At 68.2% G+C, this 22,921-nt stretch carries 22 protein-coding genes and 1 tRNA gene; 17 read left to right on the forward strand and 6 right to left on the reverse strand.

The window, feature by feature from the left end; all coding sequences use genetic code 11:
• Positions 1-356 precede the first annotated feature (356 nt).
• Together MNOD_RS11075 and MNOD_RS11080 are read right to left on the reverse strand one after the other, a co-directional pair.
• Positions 357-596: a hypothetical protein gene (locus tag MNOD_RS11075; RefSeq protein WP_015928961.1), complete on the reverse strand. Its 240-nt coding sequence runs from the start codon at positions 594-596 to the stop codon at positions 357-359.
• Positions 597-1,500: 904 nt separating this feature from the next.
• Positions 1,501-1,575 (reverse strand) — tRNA-Gln (locus tag MNOD_RS11080).
• A gap of 116 nt (positions 1,576-1,691) precedes the next feature.
• Here MNOD_RS11080 and MNOD_RS11085 point away from each other — a divergent pair.
• Together MNOD_RS11085 and MNOD_RS11090 are read left to right on the forward strand one after the other, a co-directional pair.
• On the forward strand, positions 1,692-2,453 hold the full coding sequence (locus MNOD_RS11085; protein WP_015928962.1) for an SDR family oxidoreductase: 762 nt from the start codon (positions 1,692-1,694) through the stop codon (positions 2,451-2,453).
• A 211-nt stretch (positions 2,454-2,664) separates the two neighbouring features.
• Positions 2,665-4,287, forward strand: a complete 1,623-nt coding sequence (locus MNOD_RS11090) for a peptide chain release factor 3 (RefSeq protein WP_015928963.1) — start codon at positions 2,665-2,667, stop codon at positions 4,285-4,287.
• Between the two features lie 80 nt (positions 4,288-4,367).
• Here the strand turns inward: MNOD_RS11090 and MNOD_RS11095 are convergent, their stop codons facing one another.
• Complete coding sequence (locus MNOD_RS11095; RefSeq protein ID WP_015928964.1) at positions 4,368-4,820, reverse strand: response regulator; 453 nt, start codon at positions 4,818-4,820, stop codon at positions 4,368-4,370.
• 116 nt (positions 4,821-4,936) lie between these two features.
• Entirely contained in the window at positions 4,937-5,404 is a 468-nt protein-coding gene (locus tag MNOD_RS11100; RefSeq protein WP_015928965.1) for a BLUF domain-containing protein, read from the reverse strand.
• A 241-nt stretch (positions 5,405-5,645) separates the two neighbouring features.
• Here MNOD_RS11100 and MNOD_RS11105 point away from each other — a divergent pair, with 241 nt between their 5' ends.
• From MNOD_RS11105 to MNOD_RS11115, 3 genes are read left to right on the forward strand one after another with little or no spacing between them, the layout of a single operon-like run.
• Positions 5,646-7,016, forward strand: a complete 1,371-nt coding sequence (locus MNOD_RS11105; protein ID WP_015928966.1) for a flagellar hook protein FlgE — start codon at positions 5,646-5,648, stop codon at positions 7,014-7,016.
• Between the two features lie 41 nt (positions 7,017-7,057).
• Positions 7,058-8,929 (forward strand): flagellar hook-associated protein FlgK, encoded by a 1,872-nt coding sequence (gene flgK / locus MNOD_RS11110; RefSeq protein WP_015928967.1) that lies wholly within the window; start codon positions 7,058-7,060, stop codon positions 8,927-8,929.
• Positions 8,930-8,933: 4 nt separating this feature from the next.
• Positions 8,934-10,733 (forward strand): hypothetical protein, encoded by a 1,800-nt coding sequence (locus MNOD_RS11115; protein WP_015928968.1) that lies wholly within the window; start codon positions 8,934-8,936, stop codon positions 10,731-10,733.
• A gap of 677 nt (positions 10,734-11,410) precedes the next feature.
• Here the strand turns inward: MNOD_RS11115 and MNOD_RS49920 are convergent.
• Entirely contained in the window at positions 11,411-11,539 is a 129-nt protein-coding gene (locus tag MNOD_RS49920; protein WP_015928969.1) for a hypothetical protein, read from the reverse strand.
• Positions 11,540-12,592: 1,053 nt separating this feature from the next.
• Between MNOD_RS49920 and MNOD_RS11130 the strand changes: the two genes are divergently transcribed.
• The 3 genes from MNOD_RS11130 to MNOD_RS11140 all read left to right on the forward strand — a co-directional run bounded on the left by MNOD_RS11130 (position 12,593) and on the right by MNOD_RS11140 (position 15,498).
• Positions 12,593-14,596, forward strand: a complete 2,004-nt coding sequence (locus tag MNOD_RS11130) for a tetratricopeptide repeat protein (RefSeq protein ID WP_015928971.1) — start codon at positions 12,593-12,595, stop codon at positions 14,594-14,596.
• Between the two features lie 217 nt (positions 14,597-14,813).
• On the forward strand, positions 14,814-15,137 hold the full coding sequence (locus tag MNOD_RS11135; protein WP_015928972.1) for an ArsR/SmtB family transcription factor: 324 nt from the start codon (positions 14,814-14,816) through the stop codon (positions 15,135-15,137).
• 163 nt (positions 15,138-15,300) lie between these two features.
• Positions 15,301-15,498 carry a polyhydroxyalkanoate synthesis regulator DNA-binding domain-containing protein gene (locus MNOD_RS11140; protein ID WP_015928973.1) on the forward strand — a complete coding sequence of 66 codons (198 nt, stop codon included), beginning with the start codon at positions 15,301-15,303 and terminating at the stop codon, positions 15,496-15,498.
• A 130-nt stretch (positions 15,499-15,628) separates the two neighbouring features.
• Here MNOD_RS11140 and MNOD_RS11145 read toward each other — a convergent pair whose 3' ends face one another.
• Positions 15,629-16,087, reverse strand: coding sequence for a YgaP family membrane protein (locus MNOD_RS11145; protein WP_015928974.1), 459 nt, complete (start codon positions 16,085-16,087; stop codon positions 15,629-15,631).
• 59 nt (positions 16,088-16,146) lie between these two features.
• Here MNOD_RS11145 and MNOD_RS41320 point away from each other — a divergent pair, with 59 nt between their 5' ends.
• The 9 genes from MNOD_RS41320 (at position 16,147) to MNOD_RS42985 (ending at position 22,784) form a co-directional block, all read left to right on the forward strand.
• On the forward strand, positions 16,147-16,374 hold the full coding sequence (locus MNOD_RS41320; RefSeq protein ID WP_015928975.1) for a hypothetical protein: 228 nt from the start codon (positions 16,147-16,149) through the stop codon (positions 16,372-16,374).
• Between the two features lie 5 nt (positions 16,375-16,379).
• Entirely contained in the window at positions 16,380-16,805 is a 426-nt protein-coding gene (locus MNOD_RS11155) for a YeeE/YedE family protein (RefSeq protein ID WP_015928976.1), read from the forward strand.
• A gap of 3 nt (positions 16,806-16,808) precedes the next feature.
• Positions 16,809-17,267 (forward strand): DUF6691 family protein, encoded by a 459-nt coding sequence (locus MNOD_RS11160; protein ID WP_015928977.1) that lies wholly within the window; start codon positions 16,809-16,811, stop codon positions 17,265-17,267.
• Positions 17,268-17,698: 431 nt separating this feature from the next.
• Entirely contained in the window at positions 17,699-19,708 is a 2,010-nt protein-coding gene (locus MNOD_RS11165) for an erythromycin esterase family protein (protein ID WP_015928978.1), read from the forward strand.
• A 160-nt stretch (positions 19,709-19,868) separates the two neighbouring features.
• On the forward strand, positions 19,869-20,543 hold the full coding sequence (locus tag MNOD_RS11170) for a dienelactone hydrolase family protein (RefSeq protein ID WP_015928979.1): 675 nt from the start codon (positions 19,869-19,871) through the stop codon (positions 20,541-20,543).
• A 130-nt stretch (positions 20,544-20,673) separates the two neighbouring features.
• Positions 20,674-21,015 (forward strand): hypothetical protein, encoded by a 342-nt coding sequence (locus MNOD_RS48925; protein ID WP_244424706.1) that lies wholly within the window; start codon positions 20,674-20,676, stop codon positions 21,013-21,015.
• A 12-nt stretch (positions 21,016-21,027) separates the two neighbouring features.
• Entirely contained in the window at positions 21,028-21,267 is a 240-nt protein-coding gene (locus MNOD_RS11180) for a hypothetical protein (protein ID WP_015928981.1), read from the forward strand.
• 445 nt (positions 21,268-21,712) lie between these two features.
• A complete protein-coding gene (locus tag MNOD_RS11185; protein ID WP_015928982.1) occupies positions 21,713-22,063 on the forward strand; it encodes a phasin in 351 nt (116 codons plus the stop codon).
• A 124-nt stretch (positions 22,064-22,187) separates the two neighbouring features.
• The gene (locus tag MNOD_RS42985; protein ID WP_015928983.1) at positions 22,188-22,784 is read left to right on the forward strand and encodes a hypothetical protein; all 597 of its coding nucleotides are present in this window, start codon (positions 22,188-22,190) and stop codon (positions 22,782-22,784) included.
• Positions 22,785-22,921: the final 137 nt, after the last annotated feature.

A 22,921-nucleotide genomic window follows, 5' to 3' on the forward strand; every position in this document is an offset into this window, starting at 1 on the left:
TGCGGGCTCGACAAGGCGATCCCGAACTGGCGACGTGGATCGATCAGGCGGGGCTACGAGCGGCGGCCGCGCGTCTGAGGATGTCGGCGAGAGCTCCTGTCATCGCCATGCCTGGCGCGTAGAGCACCTCTGGATCCGCAGACTGCGCTGCTCAGCATGCAGCGGCCGAACCGACAGGTCCGTTGGTCCGGCCGCCAGTCACGGCACCCTGCCTCGCGGATGGGGCTCGAAGGGCGGCGTGACGGCGGCAACGACGGGGCAGAGAGCAGCCAGGGCAATCGATACGACTGACCACCCAGCGCACCGATGGATGATGATGCCGTGATCGCGGGCGCCTTCAAGGCCGAGGAGCCGGCCTAGATCGGCTTCAGATATACCGTCGTGTCGATGCCTTGCCTCTCGGCCTCCTCGCCAGCCGCATCTACTGCGTCTTCAATGATCGTCTTGAAGACAATGCCGGTGTGAACGGTCCCATCCTTGGTAAGGATGACCTCGTACCTGGGCGTGAATCCCTGATAGTCATGCTCAACGACCATTACGGCGTTGCCTGGATCGGGTGGCTGCTGTCCATCCTTCCAGATCTTCACTTCAAGCATGATCCCTCCTCCCGTTCCTGATTGTGTTTCAAGCCATGGTTATGCGCCAGAGCTCTGCGCGCTGAGTTCTCGACTCTGGCAGAAGCACAACACATGCCCCCTGCACCCCTCGATGGCGTTGTGCCAGCGGGCCAAGGCCGCTTCGAGTGGAGATCCTGGCGCCTCGGCCCGGGGCAGGTGCTTCGCCCCCATCAGCAGAACAGCGCCGCCTGAGCTTTGCTTATGGGATGCGACAACCCGCGAGCTCTCAGTCAACGTCGAGGACGGCCGGGTGGGTGCAATGGGTCGGCGCGCGGCCTGTGGGCGCCGGTTACCCGAGGCAGGTCGCCGAAGGAGCTCGCTGAGGCCCTGCACCGGCTCCCGCGCGCCGAGCGCGATGCCGTGAACCGGACGGTGGGTGAACTGGAAGTTGCGGCCTACGAGCGGGCGTTCGACCGCATCGGCACGGCCGCCTGACTATCCCGAGATCCCGTGCCGGGGCACCAACCGGCACGGGTAGGCTCCTTGGGACCGCACGTGGTTTTGGCTGGGCCGCCGCAGCGACCGAGGGGCCGCTTTCCTTCAGAGGGCCAACAACACGGCTGCAGTGATGTGGCCCTCCGCGCGCCGCTTGCCGATCGGCGGCGGCGGGATCTCCCGGCCGTGCTCGTCGTAGGCGCGGCGTGGGTTGCGGCGTCTCACGGATCAGCCCCTTCGGTCATCACCCGGATGATAGCGGCGGGAGTCGATGCAGTGAGAGACTGGTTGAGGTCGCCGACGTCACCCTGACCAGCAGGAACGCCGTTCGCACGGCTGCACGCACAGAGGGGAGGGTGTGCCGACTCTTGTGCGTCCGGTGTACGCGTGATGCTCCGAGATGTCCGCTTTGTCCCTCAACCCAAGCGTTGAAAAACAAAGGGACAATTGGCTGGGGCGCCAGGATTCGAACCTGGGAATGGCGGTACCAAAAACCGCTGCCTTACCGCTTGGCGACGCCCCACCGTGCGGATGGCGCTTCCATAGCGGCGGAGGGCGGGCGTGGCAACCGCCGGGTTGGAGCCCTGGGGACCGCAGTGATAAGGCCAGGGAGGGGAGAAGACCCCAGGGAGGATCCAGATGAGCAACGGGCCGCAAAAGGTCGCGCTGGTGACGGGAGCCGGATCGGGCGTCGGACGGGCCGTGGCGCTTGGTCTCGCGGGTGCAGGCTACGATGTCGTCCTCTCGGGCCGGCGGCTCGAGCCCCTCGCGGCGGTGCGGGCGGAGGTCGAGGCGAAGGGGCGCCGCGCCCTCGCGCATCCGACGGATGTCGGGGATGAAGCCTCCGTCGCCGCCCTGTTCGCCGCCGTCGCCGAGACCTTCGGACGTCTCGACCTGCTGTTCAATAATGCCGGCATCTTTGCGCCGCCGATTCCCCTCGACGAATTGCCGGTCTCGGCCTGGAAGGCCGCGGTGGACACCAACCTCACCGGCGCCTTCCTGTGCACGCAGGGGGCCTTCCGGCTGATGAAGGCGCAGACCCCCCGGGGCGGGCGGATCATCAACAACGGCTCGATCTCGGCCCATGCGCCGCGGCCGAACTCGGCCCCCTACACGGCCACGAAGCACGCCATCACCGGGCTTACCCGGTCGACCTCGCTCGACGGGCGCGCCTTCGATATCGCCTGCGGCCAGATCGACATCGGCAATGCCGCGACCGAGATGACGGCGCGGATGCAGACCGGCGTCTCCCAGGCGGACGGCTCCGTCAAGGTCGAGCCGGTGATGGATGTTCGCCACGTCGCCGATGCGGTCGTCTACATGGCGAGCCTGCCGCTCGACGCCAATGTCCAGTTCATGACCGTCATGGCGACGAAGATGCCGTATATCGGCCGCGGCTGAGCCTGGGAGGGGGCTGCGGCGCAGTGACAGCGGAGCGGTCCAGGGGCCTCGGCCGATGGCGTGACCCGTCCGGCCGGAGGGCGCCGCCCCGATGGCCGGGGCGGCCGGCATCCTGTAGAAGGGCCCGCATGGTGACGCGGCGCCCGCGGCACCCCATCTCCCGGTTGTTCGGCCGCGCGGCCCCGCGCGGCCTTGAGATTGTCCCGTTCCCATGCTGATGCAGACCGATCCCACGACCGCGACCGCGCGGCCCGCCGACCCTGTGGCGCGGCGGCGCACCTTCGCGATCATCTCCCACCCGGACGCCGGCAAGACGACGCTGACCGAGAAGCTGCTGCTCTTCGGCGGCGCCATCCAGCTGGCGGGCGAGGTCAAGGCCAAGCGCAACCGCATCGCCACGCGCTCGGACTGGATGGGGATCGAGAAAGAGCGCGGGATCTCGGTCGTGACCTCGGTCATGACCTTCGAGTACGGCGACTGCGTCTTCAACCTGCTCGACACGCCGGGCCACGAGGACTTCTCGGAGGACACGTACCGCACGCTCACGGCGGTCGATTCCGCCGTGATGGTGATCGATGCCGCCAAGGGCATCGAGGCGCGCACACGCAAACTGTTCGAGGTCTGCCGCCTGCGCGACATCCCGATCGTCACCTTCGTCAACAAGCTCGACCGCGAATCCCGCGATCCCTTCGACCTCCTCGACGAGATCGAGAAGACCCTCGCCCTCGACGTGGCGCCGGTGACCTGGCCGATCGGGCGCGGGCGCAGCTTTGCGGGCACCTACGACCTCGGGCAGAAGCGCGTGCGCCGGCTCGACGCGGCGGACGAGGCCGCCACCGCGCCCGTCTCCGGCCTCGGCGACCCGCTGTTCGACGCGCTGCTGCCGGAGCCCGGCGAGGCGGATGCGTGGCGTGAGGAGGCGGAGCTGGCCGAGGCCGGCTGCAAGCCCTTCGACCTCGCGGCCTTCCGGGAGGGACATCTGACGCCCGTCTTCTTCGGGTCGGCCCTGCGGAATTTCGGGGTGCGCGACCTGATCGACGGGCTCGCGGGCGTCGCCCCCCCGCCTCGCGGCCAGGCGGCCGACCGGCGCGAGGTGGCGCCGACCGAGCCGAAGATGACGGGCTTCGTGTTCAAGATCCAGGCGAACATGGACCCGAACCACCGCGACCGCATCGCCTTCATGCGGGTCTGCTCCGGCCGGCTGACGCGGGGCATGAAGGCCCGGCTGGTGCGCACCGGCAAGCCGATCTCGCTCTCGGCCCCGCAATTCTTCTTCGCCCAGGACCGCGCCATTGCGGACGAGGCCTATGCGGGCGACGTGGTCGGCATTCCCAATCACGGCACCCTGCGCATCGGTGACACGCTCACCGAGGGCGAGGATCTCGTCTTCCGCGGCGTGCCGAGCTTCGCGCCCGAGATCCTGCGCCGTATCAAGCTCACCGACGCCATGAAGGCCAAGAAGCTGCGCGAGGCGCTGCAGCAGATGGGCGAGGAAGGCGTCGTGCAGCTCTTCCTGCCCCATGACGGCTCGGGCGCGATCGTGGGCGTCGTCGGCGCGCTGCAGCTCGACGTGCTGAAGGAGCGCCTTCAGGCCGAGTACGGCCTCCCCATCGACTACGAGCCGACGCGATTCACCATCTGCCGCTGGATCGACGCCGATTCGCCCGCGGAGCTCGACAAGTTCATGGCCGCCCATGGTTCGTCGATGGCGGCGGATCTCGACGGCGCGCCGGTCTTCATGGCGACCACGGCCTTCTCGCTGAAATACGAGCAGGACCGCTGGACCGAGATCCGCTTCACCGACGTGAAGGACTATCAGAAGCGGGCGGCCTGAGCCGGCGGCCGCCACAGGGCCCGACCGCCCGTGGCCTGAGCCTGACGAACCGGTCTCCGGTTCGTCATACGAGATCCGGATCAGAGCTTGCCGAGCATGGGGAAATCCGCCGAGAGGGCGGAGACCGGCGCGGCGGGCTGGTCGCGCTTGCGCGGGCGGCCGTTCAGCACCTGCTTGAGCTTCGCCTTCAGCAGGGCGAGGTCGAAGGGCTTGAGGATGAAGGCATCCGCGCCCGCGACATGCGCCAGGTTGATGTCCTCGAAGCTGAACGACGTCTCGGTGAGGATGAAGGGCGTGGTCATCAGCGCGTCGTCCGCCCGGACCTCGCGCAGCAGCTGGATGCCGTCCATCGGCTCCATGTCGAGGTCGGAGATGACGAGGCCGTATTTGCGGCTGCGGAGCCGCTCGAGCGCCTGCATTCCGTCCGTCACGCCATCGACCTCCGGGAAGCCGAGGCGGTTCATCAGCTCGGTGACCAGGCGAAGCAGCTTCGCCTGGTCGTCCACGATGAGGATGGGAGGAGCGTCGCTCATGGAGACAAACGGGACCTGACTACGGTGTTGCACCCATTCCGATGCAGTGCTTGGCGTGGCATGCCACACCAAAATGATTGATGAAGCGCTACCCCGATGCGCTGCGGAGCTAGGGGTCAGACGAAGAGGTGGTCGATGCCCTGCTTGGCCATCGTGTCGGCCTGCAGCGCCCGCGCGAGACTGTAGATGATCGGCGCCTTCGGGGTGCCGCGCTGGAGCATCGGCAGGAGGTTCGCCTTCTGGAACAGGGCGTCGTTGCCGGCCGTGCGCTGGGCGATGTTGAACGAGGTGACGAATTCGCGCTTCACGATCTCACGCCACTCGATGATCTGGACGTCCCGGTGGCGCCGGTCGTTGACGATGCGCGCGAAGGTGTCCTGGATCGAGGTGCGCTCTCCCTCCAGCACCTGAAGGAAGTAACCCTGCTCGAAGATCAGGAAGCTCGTGATCACCGAGAACTCGTTGCGCTTCTGCGCCTGCCGGGCGATTTCCGCGAGTTCGCGCGAGCGGGCGCCCGCCTCGGCCGAGAGGAGCGCGCGGGAGAAGTAGATCAGGTGGATGAGACTGTTCCGCTTGGTCCGCATGCGCTTCAGGTCCGGCAAGGCCTCGTCCGGTCATAGGCGCTGCGCGCTCAACAGCCCGTAAACGCGGTGACCGGCTTTCGAGCCTCCCGCGGCCGCACCCGGCAGCTTCTGCCCGGCTTGCGCGGCCGGATCGGCAGAAACTGCCTCTCCGGGGCGCAATAGGGCCAGGTGGATCAAGCAGTTAGGCCTGGCATCGGGCTTGCCGCGCCCCCCCGATCGATGCCGACAGGACGATGCCGAGATGGACGTTTTCAGCGCGCTGCAGACCGCGGTCTCCGGCCTCAAGGCCCAGGCGTTCTCCCTGGACAACATCTCGGGCAACATCGCCAACGCGCAGACCACCGGCTACCGCCGCATCGACACCACCTTCGTCGATCTGCTCGCCGAGCAGCCGGTGAAGTCTCAGACAAGCGGCTCGGTGGCCGCCTATTCGCAGCTCACCAACACGCTGCAGGGCAACCTCACCTCGACCGGAATCGGCACCAACATGGCCCTGAACGGGGACGGCTTCTTCGTGGTGCGCATCCCGGGGACGGATACCGCCGGCCAGCGCAGCTTCTCGAGCGAGAACCTGTACACGCGGCGCGGCGACTTCACGGTCGACAAGGACGGCTTCCTCGTGAACGGGGCGGGGTCCTACCTCGTCGGTCAGAGCCTCGACCCGCTCACCGGCCAGACCACTGGCGACGGCGTCATCAAGATCTCCAACCAGGTGCTGCCCGCCAAGGCCACGACCGCGCTCTCCTATGCGGCGAACCTGCCGAGCACCCCTACCACCACCGGCTCGGCCCTCCTCGCGGCGCTCCCGGGCGGCGACGTGCGGGTGCTGTCGGGCACCGCGTCCACGCCGGCGAGTGTGGCCGCGGCCGACACCGACGGCTTCCTGTCCTCCAGCATCTCCGGCGGCTCGCTCACCGCCTATTCGTCGACCGGCTCGCCAGTGAACCTGCAGCTGCGCTGGGCCAAGGTCGCGTCCGCCGACAGCACCGCCGGCACCAGCGACACCTGGAACCTGTTCTACGCCGCGCAGAACGGCACTACCTCGGCCTCGTCCACGTGGAAGAATGTCGGCACCGCCTTCACCTTCAATGCCAGCGGGCAGCTCACCGCGCCGACCGGCGGCACCCTCGCGATCCCGAACGTGACGGTCGACGGCACTTCGCTCGGGACGCTCACCCTCGATACCGGTTCGGGGGGCCTGACCCAGTACGGCGCCGCCAACGGGCAGGTGACGACCAATACGCTGCAGCAGAACGGCTACGCCTCCGGCACCCTCACGGCGCTCGCGGTGACGAGCGACGGCAAGATCACCGGGACCTATTCGAACGGCAACGACCTCGCCCTGGCGCAGGTCGGGGTGGTGCGGTTCAACGCCCCCGACGCCCTCAGGGCGGAGTCGCTCGGGAACTACGCCCGGACCGCGGATTCCGGCGAGCCGCTCATCGGCCTGAAGGGGGCAACCGTCGTGGGCGGCAATGTCGAGCAGTCCAACACCGATACGGCCAACGAGTTCTCGAAGCTCATCATCACCCAGCAGGCCTACTCGGCCAATACCCGGGTGATGTCGACCGCCCAGCAGATGATGACCGACCTCATCAACATCATCCGGTGACGGCGGTACTGGAGATCGGCGACCGGAAATAAGGTGCGACGATGGCCCTGAACGCGCTCAACACGGCGACGGCCGGCCTGCAGGTGACGCAGGCGGCGATCGGCATCGTGTCGCAGAACGTCGCGAACCAGAGCACGCCCGGCTACGTCAAGCGCACGCTCACTCCGGTATCGCAGTCCGGCAATGCCGGGGTCGGCACCGGCACGGTGACGCGTGTCCTCGACGCCGCCGCGCAGAAGCAGCTGCGCCTCGAAACCTCGGGCGCCGCCTATACGGACCTCGTTGCCTCGATCCATTCCCAGATCGACGCGCTCTACGGCACGCCGGGCAGCGAGGCGGCCCTCGACGGTGTCGTCAACGCCTTCGCGCAGTCCCTCCAGTCGCTTGCGAGCGATCCGAGCTCGGCGCCGAACCGCTCCACCGTGCTCAGCGATGCCGGGCGGCTCGCCAACCGGATCAGCGACGTCGCGAACGGCGTGCAGGAGCTGCGCACCGGCCTCGAATCGCGGCTCGGGGCCGATGTCGCATCGGCCAGCAAGCTCCTGTCCGAGATCGCCGCCCTGAACGTGAAGATCGTCGGCTCGACCGGAAGCGGGGGAGGGGATTCGCTCGCAGCCGAGCTTCTGGACCAGCGCGACCAGCGCATCACCGAACTCGCCCAGTCCATGGACGTTCAGACGAACGCAGTGGGCGACGGCTCGGTGACGGTGCTCACCAGTTCGGGCGTCACCCTGGTCGATCACGGCTCGGCCGCGACGCTTGCCTTCGACGGGCGCAGCCAGCTCGGGCCCTCGGCGGTCTACTCCACGGATGCGAGCATGCGCGGCGTCGGCACCATCACGGCCACGACGCCCTCGGGGGCCCGCATCGACCTCGTGGCCGATAAGGCGATCCGCTCCGGCTCCATTGCGGCGGCGCTCACCTTGCGCGACGACACCCTGGTCCAGGCCCAGCGCCAGCTCGACGACCTCGCGGCCGGACTGTCGCGGGCGATGAGCGACAGGAATGTGAGCGGCACAGCCGCGACGGGCGAGGGCGGCAGCGGGTTCGACATCGACCTCACGGGACTTCAGGCCGGCAACACGGTCACGCTCGCCCTGCGCACGTCCGGCGTGGCGCGGAACGTCATCCTGATGCCGACGATGGGCAACGCGCCCGCCGCCATCGACCCGAACCTCATGGACGATCCGACTGCGCTCGTCGTCCCCTTCGACATCGCGGGCGGGCCCTCGACCTTTGCGGGCGCCATCGCCTCCGCGCTCGGGACCGGATTCGCGGTGAGCGCGGCACCGTCCGGCGGCGCGGGCGCGGTGCGGATCCTCGCGAGCGGCCTCACGCTCACGGGCGCGACAGCATCGATCACCGTCCCGACGAGCGCCACGGACACGCGGAACGGGGCCGAGCAACTCCCTCTCTTCGTGGATTCCGGCTCCGGCAACAGCGTCTACACGGGATCCTTCGAGGGCGGCTCGCACCTCACCGGCCTCGCGCAGCGGCTGACCGTCAACCCCGCCCTCATGGCCGACACGTCGAGCCTGATCGGCTATGCGGGCACGACCGGAGCCGGCGACGCCAAGCGCCCCTCCTTCCTGTACGACGCGCTCACCGGCCGCAGCCGCACCTTCTCGGCGGCGAGCGGGATCGGCGGAATCAGCGCGCCCTACAGCACCAGCGTGCAGGATTTCGCGCAATCGATCATCGATGCTCAGGGCGCGGCCGCCGCGCAGGCCCAGCAGCTCGACGAGGGGCAGAAGATCGCGCTCTCGACGGCCCAGAGCCGCTTCGGCACGCAATCGGGCGTCAACATCGACGAGGAATTGTCCAGGCTGATCCAGCTCCAATCCGCCTATGCCGCCAATGCGCGGGTGCTGACGGCGGCCAAGGACATGATCGACACCCTGATGCGGATCTGACGCCATGGCGATCACCCCGTATGCCGCCGGCACCTACGCCAACGACATCAACACGAGGCGGCTCGTCGCGCTGAAGGGCCAGCTCAACGACCTGTCGGGGCAGCTCGCCACCGGGCGGGTATCGGAGACCTATGGCGGGCTCGGATCCGGCCGGGGCACCAGCCTCAACGCCCATGCCCAGCTCTCCGCCCTGGACGGCTACGACGCGGCGATCGATCTCGGCAGGATCCGCATCGATCTCGCGAGCGCCGGCGTCGGGCAGGCCGCGACCCTCGCCTCGGACACCTGGAACCAGCTCAGCAACACGGTCGCCCAGGTCGGCGGCAGCGCCCGCCTCAGCCTGAAGAGCATCGCGGAGGGGCGGCTCGGCGGCTTCGTCGACGCCCTCAACCAGAGTTCCGCCGGCCAGTACCTGTTCGGCGGGCGGGTGACCGACATCGCGCCGGTCGAGACGGCGGACAAGATCCTGAACGGCGACCCGGCGGCGGCGCTCGACGGCATCGGTGCGGTGATCGCGGAACGGCAGGCGGCCGATCTCGGCACCGGGACGCCGCGGACGGGCCGGCTGTCCCTGACCCAGGCCGGGGCTGCGCTGACGCTCTCGGAGAGCGCCGACCCATCCGTGCGCGCGAATTTCGGCTTCACGATCGAGGGTGCCGTGAGTTCCAACCCGTCCGCGCTCGGCCTCGCGAGCGTCGTGGGCTCGGCCGCGACGGCCTCCCTGGCCTTCGCGAGCCAGCCTCGCGACGGCGACATCGTCCGCGTGACGGTGCAGAATGCCGATGGCAGCCAGAGCTTCGTCGGCCTCATGGCGCGGATCTCGCCGGCACCGGAGAGCCGGAACACCTTCGCGATCGGGGCGGACGCCGCGCAGAGTGCCGCGAATCTCGCCGCTTCCTTGAGCGGCAGAACCGTCGTCGGCGCCCAGAGCGCCGCACCGCCGGGCGTGGCCGCGACCCTGAGCGGCGGCACCGCCGCCGCGGCGTCGATCAGCGTGGCCGCGCAGCCAAGCCCCGGCGACACGCTGCGCATCACCCTCGGGCTGCGCGACGGGACCAGCACGACCATCACCCTGATAGCCGCGGCGGACGGCGACACCGCCGCCGGCCGCTTCGCGATCGGCGCGACGCCCGAGGAGACAGCGAGCCATCTCTCGGCGGCTCTCTCGGCCGCCCTCGAGGATGCCGCCGCGAACGAGCTGACGGCGAGTTCGGCGACGCGGGCGGCTTCCGACTTCTTCGCGGGCTCCGCCTCGCCGGGCCTCGCGCCGCGGCGGGTCGCGCTCGATGCCGCCGGCGCGGCCACCGGCTACGTCGCCGACCCGAGCGACCGGACCGTGATCTGGTACAGGGGCGACGACGCCTCGGCCGACCCGCGCCAGACGCTGAGCCTGAAGGTGTCGTCCGGCGAGTCCGTGGCGGTCGGGCTCCAGGCGAACGAGCCCGCCCTGCGCAATGCGCTCGCGGGCATCGCCGTTGCCGCGAGCGTGGGTTTCACGGACGACAAGGCCGACGATGCCCGCTTCGCGGCCTTCGCCGACCGTCTCAAGAGCTTCCTGCAGCCCGATGCCGGTCAGACCATCGAGCAGATCAACACCGATCTCAGCCTCGCGTCGAGCCGCATCCAGACCCAGAAATCGCAGAACAGCGCCACCCGTCTCGTCCTGCAGAACTCGCTCGACGGCATCGAGAGCGTGAGCAATGAGGAAGTGGCCGCCAAGCTGTTGACGATCCAGACGCAGCTGCAGGCGAGCTATCAGACCACCGCAACCTTGGCGAAGCTGTCGCTGGCAAACTACCTCTAGTGTTTTGTCCTAGATCAAGTGCCGGGGAGAGGCTGCGCGGCTTGTCGCGAGCTTGGCAGGTCGTGAAGTGCCAGTTCACCTTGGCGGCGTTGCGCCGCTCTTCCCAGAGGGCGACCTGACTGCTGAGCGTCTCGGCCTGGGCGATGCGCCGGGCGAGGCACATCTGCCCCAGTGCGCTCAACTCGATCTCGGCCATGGTGAGCCACCAGCCGTGCTGGGGCGTGCGGCGCCCTCGGCCTGAGACCTCCGCCACCCCTTGCCAGCATCGGGCGCGAGATGCCGCAGCGCCGGCAGACGAGGCCGGCATCGCCGGTCCGGGCATAGAGTTCGACCGATCCCGTGCCGTCGCCAGATCCATGGCCGTCTCCCGCCCCGGCTGAGGATCTGATGGACAGCGCGTGCCGCGCTGCCCACAGCTCCACAGCCGCGACAGCATCAGAAGGCCAGATCAGCCGGACACTGGGTCGCTGAAATCGAAACGATGTCGCCGAACCTCACACGCACGAAGTACGACCTCATCGCGCGCGCGACGGGCGCGATGACCGGGCTCGCACAGGGCGAAGGCGCCGGGGCGCGGCGCCTTCGAGGAGGCATAGGCCAAGCGCCTGTCCCGGATGCGAGGCGATGACCCGGATCTCGGGGGCGGCCCGGCTCGGCCGGATGCCGGCGCTGCCCGTCTACCGGGAACGGTCCAATATCGGCCACGCGAGCAGGATCAGGCAGGACAGCAGAATGGCCACGGGTGGCGGGACCAGGAGCAGCAGGCCCAGCGCGACGATCGTGACGAGAGCGGCGGCGAAGCGCATGCGAGCAGGCTCCCGGGGCCCCACGGACCGGGTTCGGGCGGCTGCCCGCGTGAGCGGACGCCTCACGGTCGGGTTCACCCTCGTGCCGATTGTGCCACCAGCGCCGGTCACTCGGCCAGCAGAAGCCATTCCGAACGGCCGTCCGGTGCGCCGGGACGAGAAGGTCGGGTCGGGCGGAGGGGTCACGCTGCCGATCTCATCGCGCCACCCGGCCCCTCGGAACTCCTGATGGCCTTCTGCCCGGTGGAAATCCGCTGCAGAGCTCCGTGCTGAAACGAAGAAGGCCCCGCCGCCGGTCGCTGCCGAACTTGCGAGGCCATCTCCACGTCTGGTCTCTGTTGATCCGGATCGTTGCCCGGTCGCCTCGGGTTCTGCCTCCCAGCCCCGAAGTCATGAAGGCAGAATGCAGGGCAACCTTGAATCGACGGCTAAGAAGCGCGGTGAACGTGCGCGCAACAGGTATTGCCGGAACCTTTCACTCCGCCGATGCTGAAGCGCGGCGCCGCACGGTCTGAGCCATGCGGATCAGCTCGCGGGCGGTCAGGCTCCGGTGCTCCTGCTGCCGCCACACGTCGTCTGGCCTGCTCGCCGCGGCCAGCCTGATGTTGAAGAATGCGGGCCGGCCGGGTCGGGCGCACCCGAGAATCGGACCGACCCCAGCGCGCGGTGCTTTCGCTGCTGCAACCATGCTGGCTCCCGTGCAGATCAGGGCGCAGAGTCGGCAAAGCGTGGCGGCACGGACCATTCCTGACGGATCCGGCGCTTGCTCCACCCGCGGGCGAGGTGGTCCAGCCGGCGACGCGGTTCCTGTTCTCCGCTGCGCCGCCCCGTCGCCATCACCCGGCCCATCGCGCCTCACCTCTGGTGCAGATCGCCTCAGCTGTCTCTAGCGCAAGTTAAAGGCAGTGCACAATGAAGCAGCGCACACCCGGATGTGCTGTTCGCGACGCTGATCAGCCGATGGCGAGGCAGGATGCGGGCTGCTTTAATTTTATTGCACAACCCGGATTGCTGTGGCTTGATTCGGCAAAGGCGTGCGGCCAGGAGGCTGACATGCGCAGAGCTCAGCGTTATCGGCCCGATCACGTGGAGCGGCATCTGGCTGCCGTGCTCGCCGCGGACATGGTTGATTACAGCCGCTACATGGGCGCGAACGAGGAGTGGACGCTGGCACGTCTGAGATCCCTCCGCCGTGACCTCATCGATCCGCAGATCAAGCAACATGGCGGCCGGGTGGTGAAGGCCACCGGCGACGGCGTCCTGGCCGAGTTCCCGAGTGCTGTCGAGGCGGTCACCTGTGCGGTCGAGATCCAGCACGGCATGGGTGCCTGGAACGAGGGCGTGCCGGAGACGCTCCGGATCGCCCTGCGCATCGGCATCAACATCGGCGAGCTGGTCGTCGAGCCTGATGGCGACATCTACGGCGACAGCGTGAACATCGCCGCCCGTCTGGAGGCGATCGCGCCCGCCGGAGGGGTATGCCTGTCGCGGGCTGCTCACGACCAGATGCGTGGAAGGCTGCCCTATCCCGTCGAGGATTGGGGCGAGCGGTCGCTCAAGAATATAGACCAGCCTGTCCGTGTCCTTGCCATCCGGTCCGACGCCATCGCGCAGCTCCCGGACATGGTTGAGGCGGTGAAGTCCCCACAGGAAAACCGGCCGCGATCGCATGCAGTCCTTTGGCTGGCCGGCTCGTCGCTCGCCATCGCGGGTCTGATCTGGGTGTCTTACCTCGACACGCATCCGGTCTCGATTGGCCCGACCTCCGAACAATCGTCCTCGACCGCAGTCCAGGCAGCCGCAACGGTCTCCGCCAATCCGGTTCGGCCTCAGCTCCAGGACAGCCTGGCCGCTCGGCTCTCGATCGTGGTCCTGCCCTTCGCCAGCCGGGACGGCGGTCCGGAATACGAGCGCTTGGCGGAGAGCATCGCTGCCGAGATCACCTCCGACCTGTCTCGCATCGAGGGCAGCTTCGTCATCGCGAGCAGCACCGCCTTGGCCTACAAGGACAAGCTTGCCGACGTGCGCGATCTCGGACGTGAGCTGCGCGTCCGCTACCTCCTGAATGGCAGCCTGCGCCACACCGGCACCCGCGTTCGCATCAACGCTCGCCTGATCGACACCGTCACGGGCGCGGAAATCTGGGCAGAGCGCTTCAAGAGCGATGCATCTGCCATCTCCGATATCGAAGACGATGTTGTCGCCCAAATCACGAGAGCGCTGAACATCGAGCTGACCGAGGCTGAGGTGCGCCAGTTCCAGCACGAGCGGCCGAACAACCCCGACGCCGCCGATCTGGCCGCACATGGCTGGTCTGTTCTCAACCGGCCGCTTTCACGGGAGAGCCTGCTGCGGGCGCGAACCCTGTTCGAGCAAGCTCTCAAGCGAGACGGCGAGAGCGTGCGTGCGCGTGTGGGCCTTGCCCGGTCCCTGGCGCTGATGGTGAATTTCGGCTGGTCCACCTCGGTGACGAGTGACCTGGCGCGTGCCGATTATCTGGTGGACACGGTGCTCGCCAGCCGGCCGGACGAAGCGATGGCCTACTGCATCAAGGGGGAGATCCTGCGGGGGCAGAAGCAGTACGAAGCGGCGGTTGCCGCCCACCAGACTGCGATCGCCTACAATGCCAGCCTGGCACCCGCTTACGGGTCCATGGCCAACGCCAAGTTGCAGCTCGGTCAAGCGGACGAGGCATTCGCGCTGGCCGAGCGGGCCGTCCGGCTCAGCCCACACGATCCTCTGCTGAGCCTGTGGTCTGCGACGCTGTGCGAGGCCGCAGAACGTCGGCAGCGGCACGATGAGGCGATCACCTGGTGCTCGCGATCACTCGTGGCACCAGCGCCCCTGAGGGCGGTCAGCTATCTCAATCTTGCCGCCGCGTATGCGCGAAAGGGTCAGAACGAGGAGGCGAGGGCCGCGGCTGCCCAGCTCGCGGCGATCAGACCTGGCTACACGATCAGTCGCTGGCGCCAGGAAAGCCAGTCGACCCATCCGGAGTTCGTGCATCAGACCGACCTCCTCGCACAGGGGCTACGTGAAGCCGGCTTGCCGGAATAGGTCCCGGGACCGCCCCGGTTGCGTGGCTCAAGCTGATCACGCACTCCAGGTATGGCCGCGAGGTCGCCGTCGATGTTGGTGGGCTCGTCGAAAAAGGCCCTGATCACAGGGCCTTCGCTTGCCCCATGGATCCCTCCCGGGATGGTCGGATCGGGCCGTCGACCATACGTTGGTCACATCTCGATCAGGCAATTCCAATGTATGGGAGCGTGCATCAATGGACGCCGTGACGCCCTCCGACCTGCTGCGGCTCCAGGACAAGGCGGCCGACGCCGCGCGCCTGCTGCGCCTCCTCGCGAATGAGAAACGCCTGCTCATCCTGTGCCTGTTGGTCGCGCGCGGCGAGATGGACGTCACGCGCCTCGCCAGGGCCGTGGAACTCGGCCAGTCGGCCTTGTCGCAGCATCTCGCCAAGCTGCGCGAGGACGGGCTGGTCGCGTTCCGGCGCGAGAGCCAGACCCTGTACTACCGCCTGGAGGATCCGCGGGCCGTCCGCGTGCTCGCCACGCTCAAGGACATCTTCTGTCCGGAAGCGGGCTGAGCGGAAGAGGATCGCACCCGTCCGATGCGCCGTTTCAATCCGCACCCTGCCGGGCATGGACCGCGTCGACGGCCATTGCCGGTTCGACATCAGTCTGTAATGATTCTAGTTAAGATCTGCCTGCCCGCTGGAGGCGGCGGGCTGCCGACGAACCCTCGCTGCGATGTCCAGCAAGAAGTCCCCACCCATCCGCCATCTCAGGCGCTACGGCGGCTGCCGGCTCTACGACCCCGAGAGCAAGGTCTATCTGTCGGCCAGTGACCTTGAGCACCTGATCCGGCAGGGCGTGAGGATCAGCGTCCGCGAGGTGGAGACGGGGCAGGACGTGACCCATGAGGTCATCCCGCCGAGCCCTCACTGAGCGTCACGGCCGGACCCTGCCGATGGCGGCGCCGCGCGGCCTCCCTTGAGGAACAGGCCGGCAAGGCATCGGCCAGGGGGCGCATCTCCGCCTGGCGCGTCAGGGCCGATCCCGCACCATCACTGCATATCTAGAGCCTTGCCGCCATGAGCGCATGGCTCACCCGAGTGTCATGGTCGCCCGCGCCCGGCCCGATCGGGCCGAAATCGCCCCTCAGCGCCTTCAGGGCATTGCGCTCGACGTCGATCTCCCGGGCGGTCCGGAAGCCGAGCCTCCTCAGGAGCGGCAGCGGCGGGCACCAGCCCTGGATGGCATGCTGCAGGAGGAACGCCGTCACGGCTGCCGGCAGGACGAGCCAGCGCCGGTCCCTCGTCGCGCCGAGCACGGTTCCCGCGAGCGCGAGCGTCGCCGCATTGGCCTCCAGCATGCGCTCGATATCCCACTCCTCGTCGAGCTGGCGAAGACGCCGGCCGATCGTCTCGGGATGCGCGGCGTGCCAGCGCACGCTTTCATTGAGCTCCGCCTCGATCCGCCGGGTCACGCGGCGGCTGGTGTGGAGCGGGATCCGTTTCGAGGTGCCGGGAATCATCGAGCCCTCCTGCGCCTTGACCGAACATTAGAAGCATCTGAATAAGTTTAAGCTAATTCATGAATGCACCGGTGACCGGCATCGCGATCCCCTCCGACAACCCCCGAACCGCCTCCGAGGTCGCAGGCATCCTGCGCGCGCTCGCCGTGCGGCAGGAGGGCATCGTCATCGTCCGGCGAGAGCGCCAGAGGCCCTGGCACCACATCGCCGCCGCCCGTATCGAGACGCAGTTCGCCACCCTGCACGGCCTGTTCTGCCGAAGAACCGGCGCGGCAGGCCAGGAGTGAGCCTCATGGACGCCTTCACCCCGCTTCCCGCCCTTCTCGGCGGCCTCATGATCGGCGCTTCCGCCGCGCTGCTGCTCGTCCTCAACGGGCGCATCGCCGGCATCAGCGGCATCCTCGGCGGGTTGCTGCCGTCGGAGCCCGGCGAGACCGGCTGGCGCATCGCCTTCCTGGCCGGCTTGGTCCTGGCGCCCCTCGTCTATGCCGGCCTCGGCGGCACCCTGCCGCCGGTCACGGTCGCTGCCTCGTACGCCCTCCTCGCTCTCGCCGGGCTGCTGGTCGGTTTCGGGGCGAGGCTCGGGGCCGGCTGCACCAGCGGTCACGGCGTGTGCGGCATCGGTCGCGGCTCGCCCCGTTCCCTCGTCGCGACCGGCGTTTTCGTGGCCGTCGCCGTCCTGACGGTCTTCGTCACCCGCCACCTCATCGGAGCCTGAGCCATGTCCAGGATCGTCTCGTCCTTCGCGGTCGGCCTGCTGTTCGGGCTCGGCCTGCTCGTCTCCGGCATGGCCAACCCGGCCAAGGTCCTGGCCTTTCTCGACGTGACCGGCCGCTGGGACCCGAGCCTCGCCCTCGTCATGGCGGGGGCCGTCGCGGCCTCGGCCGTCGGCTACCGCGTCGCGCGCCGCCGCGGTCGCCCCGTGCTCGCGCCGCGGCTGGAGATCCCAACCCGGCGCGGCCTCGACCCACGCCTGCTCATGGGCGCTGCGGTCTTCGGCATCGGATGGGGCTTGGTCGGCCTGTGCCCCGGGCCGGCGCTGACCATCCTGTCGGTCGTGCCGCTCCAGGCGGCGACCTTCGTAGCCGCCATGGTCGCTGGCATGCTGCTGTTCCGCCTCCTGCCCTCCGCCGGCTCCCGGCCGAATGCGAGGACCTCGCCTGCGGGCGTGGACGCGTGATCCCGGGCTCGGTCGCCTCGGACTTCCGGGGGCTCGATCCTGGCGGTGCCGCTCCCGACCGATAGGGTGAGCGTGTGCTTGCCCCATGCCGCCGGACTTGTGATTTCGTGATGTATCGCCGGCGCACCTGATCCCGATGCCGCCATTTGCGGAGGACCAGGCTCCGAGCGGGCGCTTGCAGCGCTGAATCGACCGAAATTGATCTGGCACAATCCTCGTAATGGCTCGTTGCTTTAGAGTGCTCCAAGCCGCTGTGGCTGCCGGTCCGGCGCCCGAGAGCGCGACACAGCAAGAGCTGAAGGGCCGTGCCCGATCCAACCGGAGCGGCCGATCCAACCGGAGCAGGCACGGCTCTCGGCTGGCGCCCCTGCGAGCGTTTCGGATCGGCCGTGTGCGCCGACCCCGGCACGTCATCTTGGCCGGAGGCAAGGATGAGCCGACGAGTCTTTCAGAATCGCACCGAAGCGGGACGGGTGCTTGCGGGCAGGCTCACCGCTTACGCGGGCCGGCCGGACGTCGTCGTTCTGGCTCTCCCGCGCGGCGGCGTTCCGGTGGCGGCCGAGGTTGCGAAGGCGCTTCGCGCGCACCTCGACGTATTCGTGGTGCGCAAGCTCGGCGTACCCGGACACGAGGAACTCGCGATGGGCGCGATCGCGAGCGGCAACGTCCGCGTGCTCAATTCCGACATCGTGTCGTCCCTTGAGATCCCGTCCGCCGTCATCGATGCGGTGGCAGCCCGGGAAGAGGAGGAGTTGCAGCGGCGCGAGCAACTCTATCGGTGCGGACAGCCACCCGCAGAGGTGCAAGGGCGCATCGTGATCCTCGTCGATGACGGGCTGGCCACGGGCGCCACGATGCAGGCCGCGATCCAGGCCGTCAGACAACGCAATCCGGCGCGGATCATCGTGGCCGTGCCGACCGCGTCCCGGGACACGGTCGAGCGGCTGGAGCGGGAGGCCGACGAGATCGTCTGCGCCATCATTCCCGAGCCCTTCTGGGCCGTGGGGGCCTCCTACAGGGATTTCACCCAGACGAGCGACGACGAGGTGCGACGGCTGCTCGGCCGGCCCCTGCTCACGCCGGAGGCCGAGCCCGTCCGGGAGGATCCCGATCCCGCGCTCGTTGCGAGCCTCCGGGAGGCCGTGATCAGCTTGACCGGGGACGCGCGGGATTACGACCCGCTGATGGATCTGATCGGGGAGGCGCGGTTCGCCCTCCTGGGAGAGGCCTCGCATGGCACGCACGAATTCTACTGCGAGCGGGCGGAGATCACGAAGCGGCTGATCCGGGAGAAAGGCTTCACGGCGGTGGCGATCGAGTCCGACTGGCCGGATGCATGGCGGGTCAACCGCTACGTTCGCGGGGACAGCGAGGATCTCGATGCCGTCGAGGCGCTCGCGGGTTTCCGGCGCTTCCCGACCTGGATGTGGCGCAACACCGAGATGGTTGCGTTCCTGGAGTGGCTGCGCGCCCACAACCATTCCCTCCCCCACGGAGCGACCAAGGTCGGTGTCTACGGGATCGATCTCTACAGCCTGCGCGCCTCGATGAAGGCGGTGCTGCACTTCCTCGCATCGGTCGATCCCGCGGCAGCCGAGCAGGCCCGCGCCCGCTACGCGTGCTTCGACCAGTTCGGCGAGGACTGCCAAGTCTACGGCTTCGTGGCCGGGCTGAACCTCGCGCGCTCCTGCCAGGATGAGGCCGTCGCGCAGCTTGCGGCGCTGCAGCGCCGGGCGGCAGCCAGTCTGGCCTGGGCTGACAGCATGAACCGCGACGAGGTGTTCAGCGCAGAGCAGAACGCCCGCGTGGTCAAGAGCGCCGAAGAATATTACCGCACGATGTTCCTCCGCGAGGTCTCGTCCTGGAACCTGCGCGACGGTCACATGGCCCAGTGCGTGGAGGCGCTCGTCGCCCATCTCGGCCAGGGCGGGTCCGAGCCGAGGATCGCCGTCTGGGCCCACAACTCGCATCTGGGCGATGCGCGCGCGACCCAGATGAGCGAGCGCGGCGAGCTGAATCTCGGCCAGTTGCTGCGCGAGCGCTACGGAGACGCGGTGGTGCGGATCGGCCTCACCACCTATGCCGGAACCGTCGCGGCCGCCTCGGACTGGGGCGCGCCCGTCGAGCGCATGCGCATCTCCCCGGCGCTGCCCGGGAGCTACGAGGCCCTGTTCCACGCCCTCGGCCTCGGCCGCTTCTGCCTGCCGCTCACGGCCGGGACGCACGCGGCGGAAGCCTTGTGGCCGGCGCGGCTCGAGCGGGCGATCGGGGTCATCTACCGCCCGGAGGCCGAACGGCAGAGCCACTACGTCCGCGCGCATCTTCCGGACCAGTTCGATGCCGTGCTGCATGTCGACGAGACGCGCGCGGTCACGCCGTTGGAGACGACGGCCCTGTGGGAGGCGGGCGACGTGCCGGAGACCTTCCCGGCCGGCTTGTGAGGCGGCCTCCGCCCCGGTTTGATCCCAGCGGTCAAATGACCGTTGGTTCCGTTCTCGGATTTTTGCCAAGCCTTTGGCTTGGCATCGAAAATTCGAGACAGGTCGCCGGCCCGATGCAGCAGCATCTAGGGGCCGTTGGTATGAGTCACGGAGAGCGCGCATGGACGGCCCGTTCGACCTTACGGAACATCAGGTCGCGATCGCGGCGGATTCCGTTGCCCTGGATGCGACCCTCTGCCAGCCCGGCGGCGCGCATGGAGTCGTCCTCTTCGCGCACGGCTCGGGCAGCAGCCGCTTCAGTCCCCGGAACCGGAGCGTGGCGCGGCGGCTCAACGAGGCAGGCTTCGCCACGGTGCTGGCTGATCTCCTGACGCCGGACGAGGAGCGCATCGACCGCTCGACGGGACATCTGAGGTTCGACATCGGCTTCCTGGCCGGGCGGCTCTGCATCATCTCGGACTGGCTCGCGGACCAGCCGACCCTGAGCAACCTGCCGTGCGGCCTCTTCGGCGCCAGCACGGGGGCGGGGGCGGCACTCCTTGCGGCCACGGCGCGCCCGCGGCGCGTCGGTGCGGTCGTGTCGCGCGGCGGGCGTCCCGATCTCGCGGGAGCAGCACTGTCGCGGGTGGCGGCGCCGACGCTGCTGATCATCGGCGGGAACGATGTCGAGGTGCTCAAGCTGAACCAGGCCGCACTGTCCCAACTGTGCTGCGTGAAGCAGCTTGCGGTCGTACCGGGAGCGACGCACCTCTTCGAAGAGCCCGGTGCGCTCGACAGGGTGGCGCGACTCGCGCGGGACTGGTTCCAGCAGCACCTGCGCGCCGACCGGCCCTGAGAATGGGCCGCACTGCGACCGGCCGAGCCGGCCCTGCCGCCTTTTTGAGGCATATCAACGTAAGCTGGCGGGGCGATGTTATACCAACGGTCCGGGTTGCTGCTGCAGCGGGTGCTGACGCAGCGGGCTGTTGACCCATCCCGACTGGTCGATGCCACGCCAGAGGCTTTGTGAAGAGGCTTGGCGACAATTCGAGAACGGAACCAATGGTCACATGAAAATGCCCGTCGGTATTGTTTGGTACGGGAGTCATCGAATGCGCACCTTCGCTGTCGCCTTCCACAAAGTCGTTTCGGACGACACCGGGCATGACCGTCGCGTCCTTCAATGGAGGTGCCTCATCCGGTCGTCCTCGGAGATGTTCGCTCTCGCTGAAGCCAAGGCGATGCTGTGTGAACGGCTGGGCGTGGCCGATTGGCAGATGCGGGCCGACAGCTGCGAGATCCGCGAGATCACCAACCTAGCCGCATGAGGAGCGACCAGGATGAGTTCATCTCTGACCGAGCCCGTGTACTGGCAGGGACGGCAATGGGCCGTGACCGGCTATGGTATCGAGGCGCTCGACGGCATGTACCACGTTCCTGCTGCGGAGATCGGGTCCGTGGATGAGAGGCCGCCGCAATGGCTGGACGACCTGTGGCGGCGCTACGGGACGGATCGGAATGACCTGACCGCTGCGGTAGCCGTGGCGCGGAGAGTATTCATCCGCACGGGAGCGGTGTGACGAGCCGGCGATGCCGGACAGCAACCCGCGTTCGCTGCCCGTCGAGATCGCGGCGCCTCCGGCCTGCTCTCGGCCGCGGGTCCGATGCGTCCCTGTCAGCGCCGGAGGAACTGAGATAAGGCTCGCCAGGACAGCTGGGCCATTGTATCATACGGCATCGCTGTGTGGCCTAGGCCAACCGCAGTTATGCCCCCCTAGGTTGCAAACTTGCGGCGACTAGCTGATCAAGTGCAGGCCCTCTGCCTCGGATCACAGAATGACCACAATCGCTCCACCATGTCGCCTTGCGAGATATTGCGGTGACGGAGTTCGGCTCGAGGCGCTTGGCAGCATCGCGCCGTCTCGTGGATTAGGCCAGTCGGCTTAGTTGCATTCTGTTGTGCAATGCAGCATACATGATGCGCCGCACAATAGGGCGGTGCGTACCAGCCCTGGAGAAACGTCCATGACCACCCAGAACCCCTTCGAGGTCCCCGCCGAGCTGCGCGACTTCGCCGAGAAGAGCGTCGAGCAGGCGCAGAAGGCCGTCACCGCCTTCCTGCAGAACACCCGCAAGATCAACGAGACCTTCCAGTCCTCGTTCAAGTCTTCGCAGCTTCCCCTCAGCGTCGCTTACACGCGCAGCCTCGACTTCGCCGAGCAGAACGCCAACGCTGCCTTCGAGGTCGCCCACAAGATCATCCGCGCTCGCGACGTGCAGGAAGCCGCTCAGATCCAGGCTGAGTACGTCCGCTCTCAGATCGCCGCCTTCCAGGCGCAGGCCAAGGAAATCTACGCGGTTCCGCAGGCTGCGTAACGGGATGTGAACGGCAGGAACCCGCGCCTCGGACAGAGGCGCGGGTCTGCCTCTGAAAGAGGAGTGCAGCGACATGGCAGCACGCCGCGGCCGACGGTCACCACCGGTCCAGAGGGAAAACTCTATGATCGAGTCAGTGGCTCATGGTGAGCAGTCTACTGAAGCCAGCTTCGAGGGTGAGGCTGCTGAGCAGCCTGACGCCGGTGAGCAGGCGGCGCACGAAGCGGATCCGGGCAGCAATTCTCAGCCATTGCTCGCTCAGGAGGAGGCACCCGAGGCTCTCGCGCCGGAAGCTGCACGACTCGAGGCTCCCGAGCCGGAGCAGGTCCCCGAGAACATCATCCCGGAGCCGAAGCCGGAGCCGGTAGCCCTCGAGTCCAGCCCGGCCGAGGTGGCCGAGCCGCTGCATGACGCGCCCGCTCCGGTCGCGAGCCAGTCACCGGCCGCTCCCGAGACTGCGGCACCGCAGCCCGCTGCCTCTCAGGCCAGCGCCTCCTCGGTGGCTCGTCGCCTGCTCGACAAGCTGGGCAGCCAGCAGGGCATCTGGCTGTCCTACGTCGAAGGCGAGATCGAAGCGCGGCTTGCCTTTGCCGGCGCCCTCCAGAACGTGCGGACACCGTCAGATTTGGCCGTGAAGTCAAATGCTGAATACGTGCGGGTGTTGATCTCAAGCAACAACCTCATCGCCGATTTGCTCGTAAGCCAGATGAGATCAGCGTAAGCTTCTGGCCTCATCTCGCCTGGCGAGCGCCGCCGACGAAGCCGCCCCCGCTGATGATGGGCGGCGGCTTCGGTCGCGTGCTCACGCACGCGAGTCCGTCCGGGCGACGTGAACGCCTTATTCTCGTCCGGACATCC

Origin of the sequence: Methylobacterium nodulans ORS 2060 (assembly GCF_000022085.1) — a bacterium.
In the GTDB taxonomy this organism is placed as follows: domain Bacteria; phylum Pseudomonadota; class Alphaproteobacteria; order Rhizobiales; family Beijerinckiaceae; genus Methylobacterium; species Methylobacterium nodulans.

Excerpts from the sequence above, each read along its gene's own strand:
- MNOD_RS11130 (WP_015928971.1), top strand. The coding sequence starts at position 12,593 with ATGCGCAGAGCTCAGCGTTATCGGCCCGATCACGTGGAGCGGCATCTG.
- MNOD_RS11145 (WP_015928974.1), bottom strand. The coding sequence starts at position 16,087 with ATGATTCCCGGCACCTCGAAACGGATCCCGCTCCACACCAGCCGCCGC.
- MNOD_RS11135 (WP_015928972.1), top strand. The coding sequence starts at position 14,814 with ATGGACGCCGTGACGCCCTCCGACCTGCTGCGGCTCCAGGACAAGGCG.
- MNOD_RS11085 (WP_015928962.1), top strand. The coding sequence starts at position 1,692 with ATGAGCAACGGGCCGCAAAAGGTCGCGCTGGTGACGGGAGCCGGATCG.
- MNOD_RS11160 (WP_015928977.1), top strand. The coding sequence starts at position 16,809 with ATGTCCAGGATCGTCTCGTCCTTCGCGGTCGGCCTGCTGTTCGGGCTC.
- MNOD_RS11115 (WP_015928968.1), top strand. The coding sequence starts at position 8,934 with ATGGCGATCACCCCGTATGCCGCCGGCACCTACGCCAACGACATCAAC.
- MNOD_RS11090 (WP_015928963.1), top strand. The coding sequence starts at position 2,665 with ATGCTGATGCAGACCGATCCCACGACCGCGACCGCGCGGCCCGCCGAC.
- MNOD_RS11095 (WP_015928964.1), bottom strand. The coding sequence starts at position 4,820 with ATGAGCGACGCTCCTCCCATCCTCATCGTGGACGACCAGGCGAAGCTG.
- MNOD_RS41320 (WP_015928975.1), top strand. The coding sequence starts at position 16,147 with ATGAATGCACCGGTGACCGGCATCGCGATCCCCTCCGACAACCCCCGA.
- MNOD_RS11155 (WP_015928976.1), top strand. The coding sequence starts at position 16,380 with ATGGACGCCTTCACCCCGCTTCCCGCCCTTCTCGGCGGCCTCATGATC.
- MNOD_RS11105 (WP_015928966.1), top strand. The coding sequence starts at position 5,646 with ATGGACGTTTTCAGCGCGCTGCAGACCGCGGTCTCCGGCCTCAAGGCC.
- MNOD_RS49920 (WP_015928969.1), bottom strand. The coding sequence starts at position 11,539 with ATGCGCTTCGCCGCCGCTCTCGTCACGATCGTCGCGCTGGGCCTGCTG.
- MNOD_RS11185 (WP_015928982.1), top strand. The coding sequence starts at position 21,713 with ATGACCACCCAGAACCCCTTCGAGGTCCCCGCCGAGCTGCGCGACTTC.
- MNOD_RS11165 (WP_015928978.1), top strand. The coding sequence starts at position 17,699 with ATGAGCCGACGAGTCTTTCAGAATCGCACCGAAGCGGGACGGGTGCTT.
- flgK (WP_015928967.1), top strand. The coding sequence starts at position 7,058 with ATGGCCCTGAACGCGCTCAACACGGCGACGGCCGGCCTGCAGGTGACG.
- MNOD_RS11075 (WP_015928961.1), bottom strand. The coding sequence starts at position 596 with ATGCTTGAAGTGAAGATCTGGAAGGATGGACAGCAGCCACCCGATCCA.
- MNOD_RS11100 (WP_015928965.1), bottom strand. The coding sequence starts at position 5,404 with ATGCGGACCAAGCGGAACAGTCTCATCCACCTGATCTACTTCTCCCGC.
- MNOD_RS11170 (WP_015928979.1), top strand. The coding sequence starts at position 19,869 with ATGGACGGCCCGTTCGACCTTACGGAACATCAGGTCGCGATCGCGGCG.
- MNOD_RS42985 (WP_015928983.1), top strand. The coding sequence starts at position 22,188 with ATGATCGAGTCAGTGGCTCATGGTGAGCAGTCTACTGAAGCCAGCTTC.
- MNOD_RS11140 (WP_015928973.1), top strand. The coding sequence starts at position 15,301 with ATGTCCAGCAAGAAGTCCCCACCCATCCGCCATCTCAGGCGCTACGGC.
- MNOD_RS11180 (WP_015928981.1), top strand. The coding sequence starts at position 21,028 with ATGAGTTCATCTCTGACCGAGCCCGTGTACTGGCAGGGACGGCAATGG.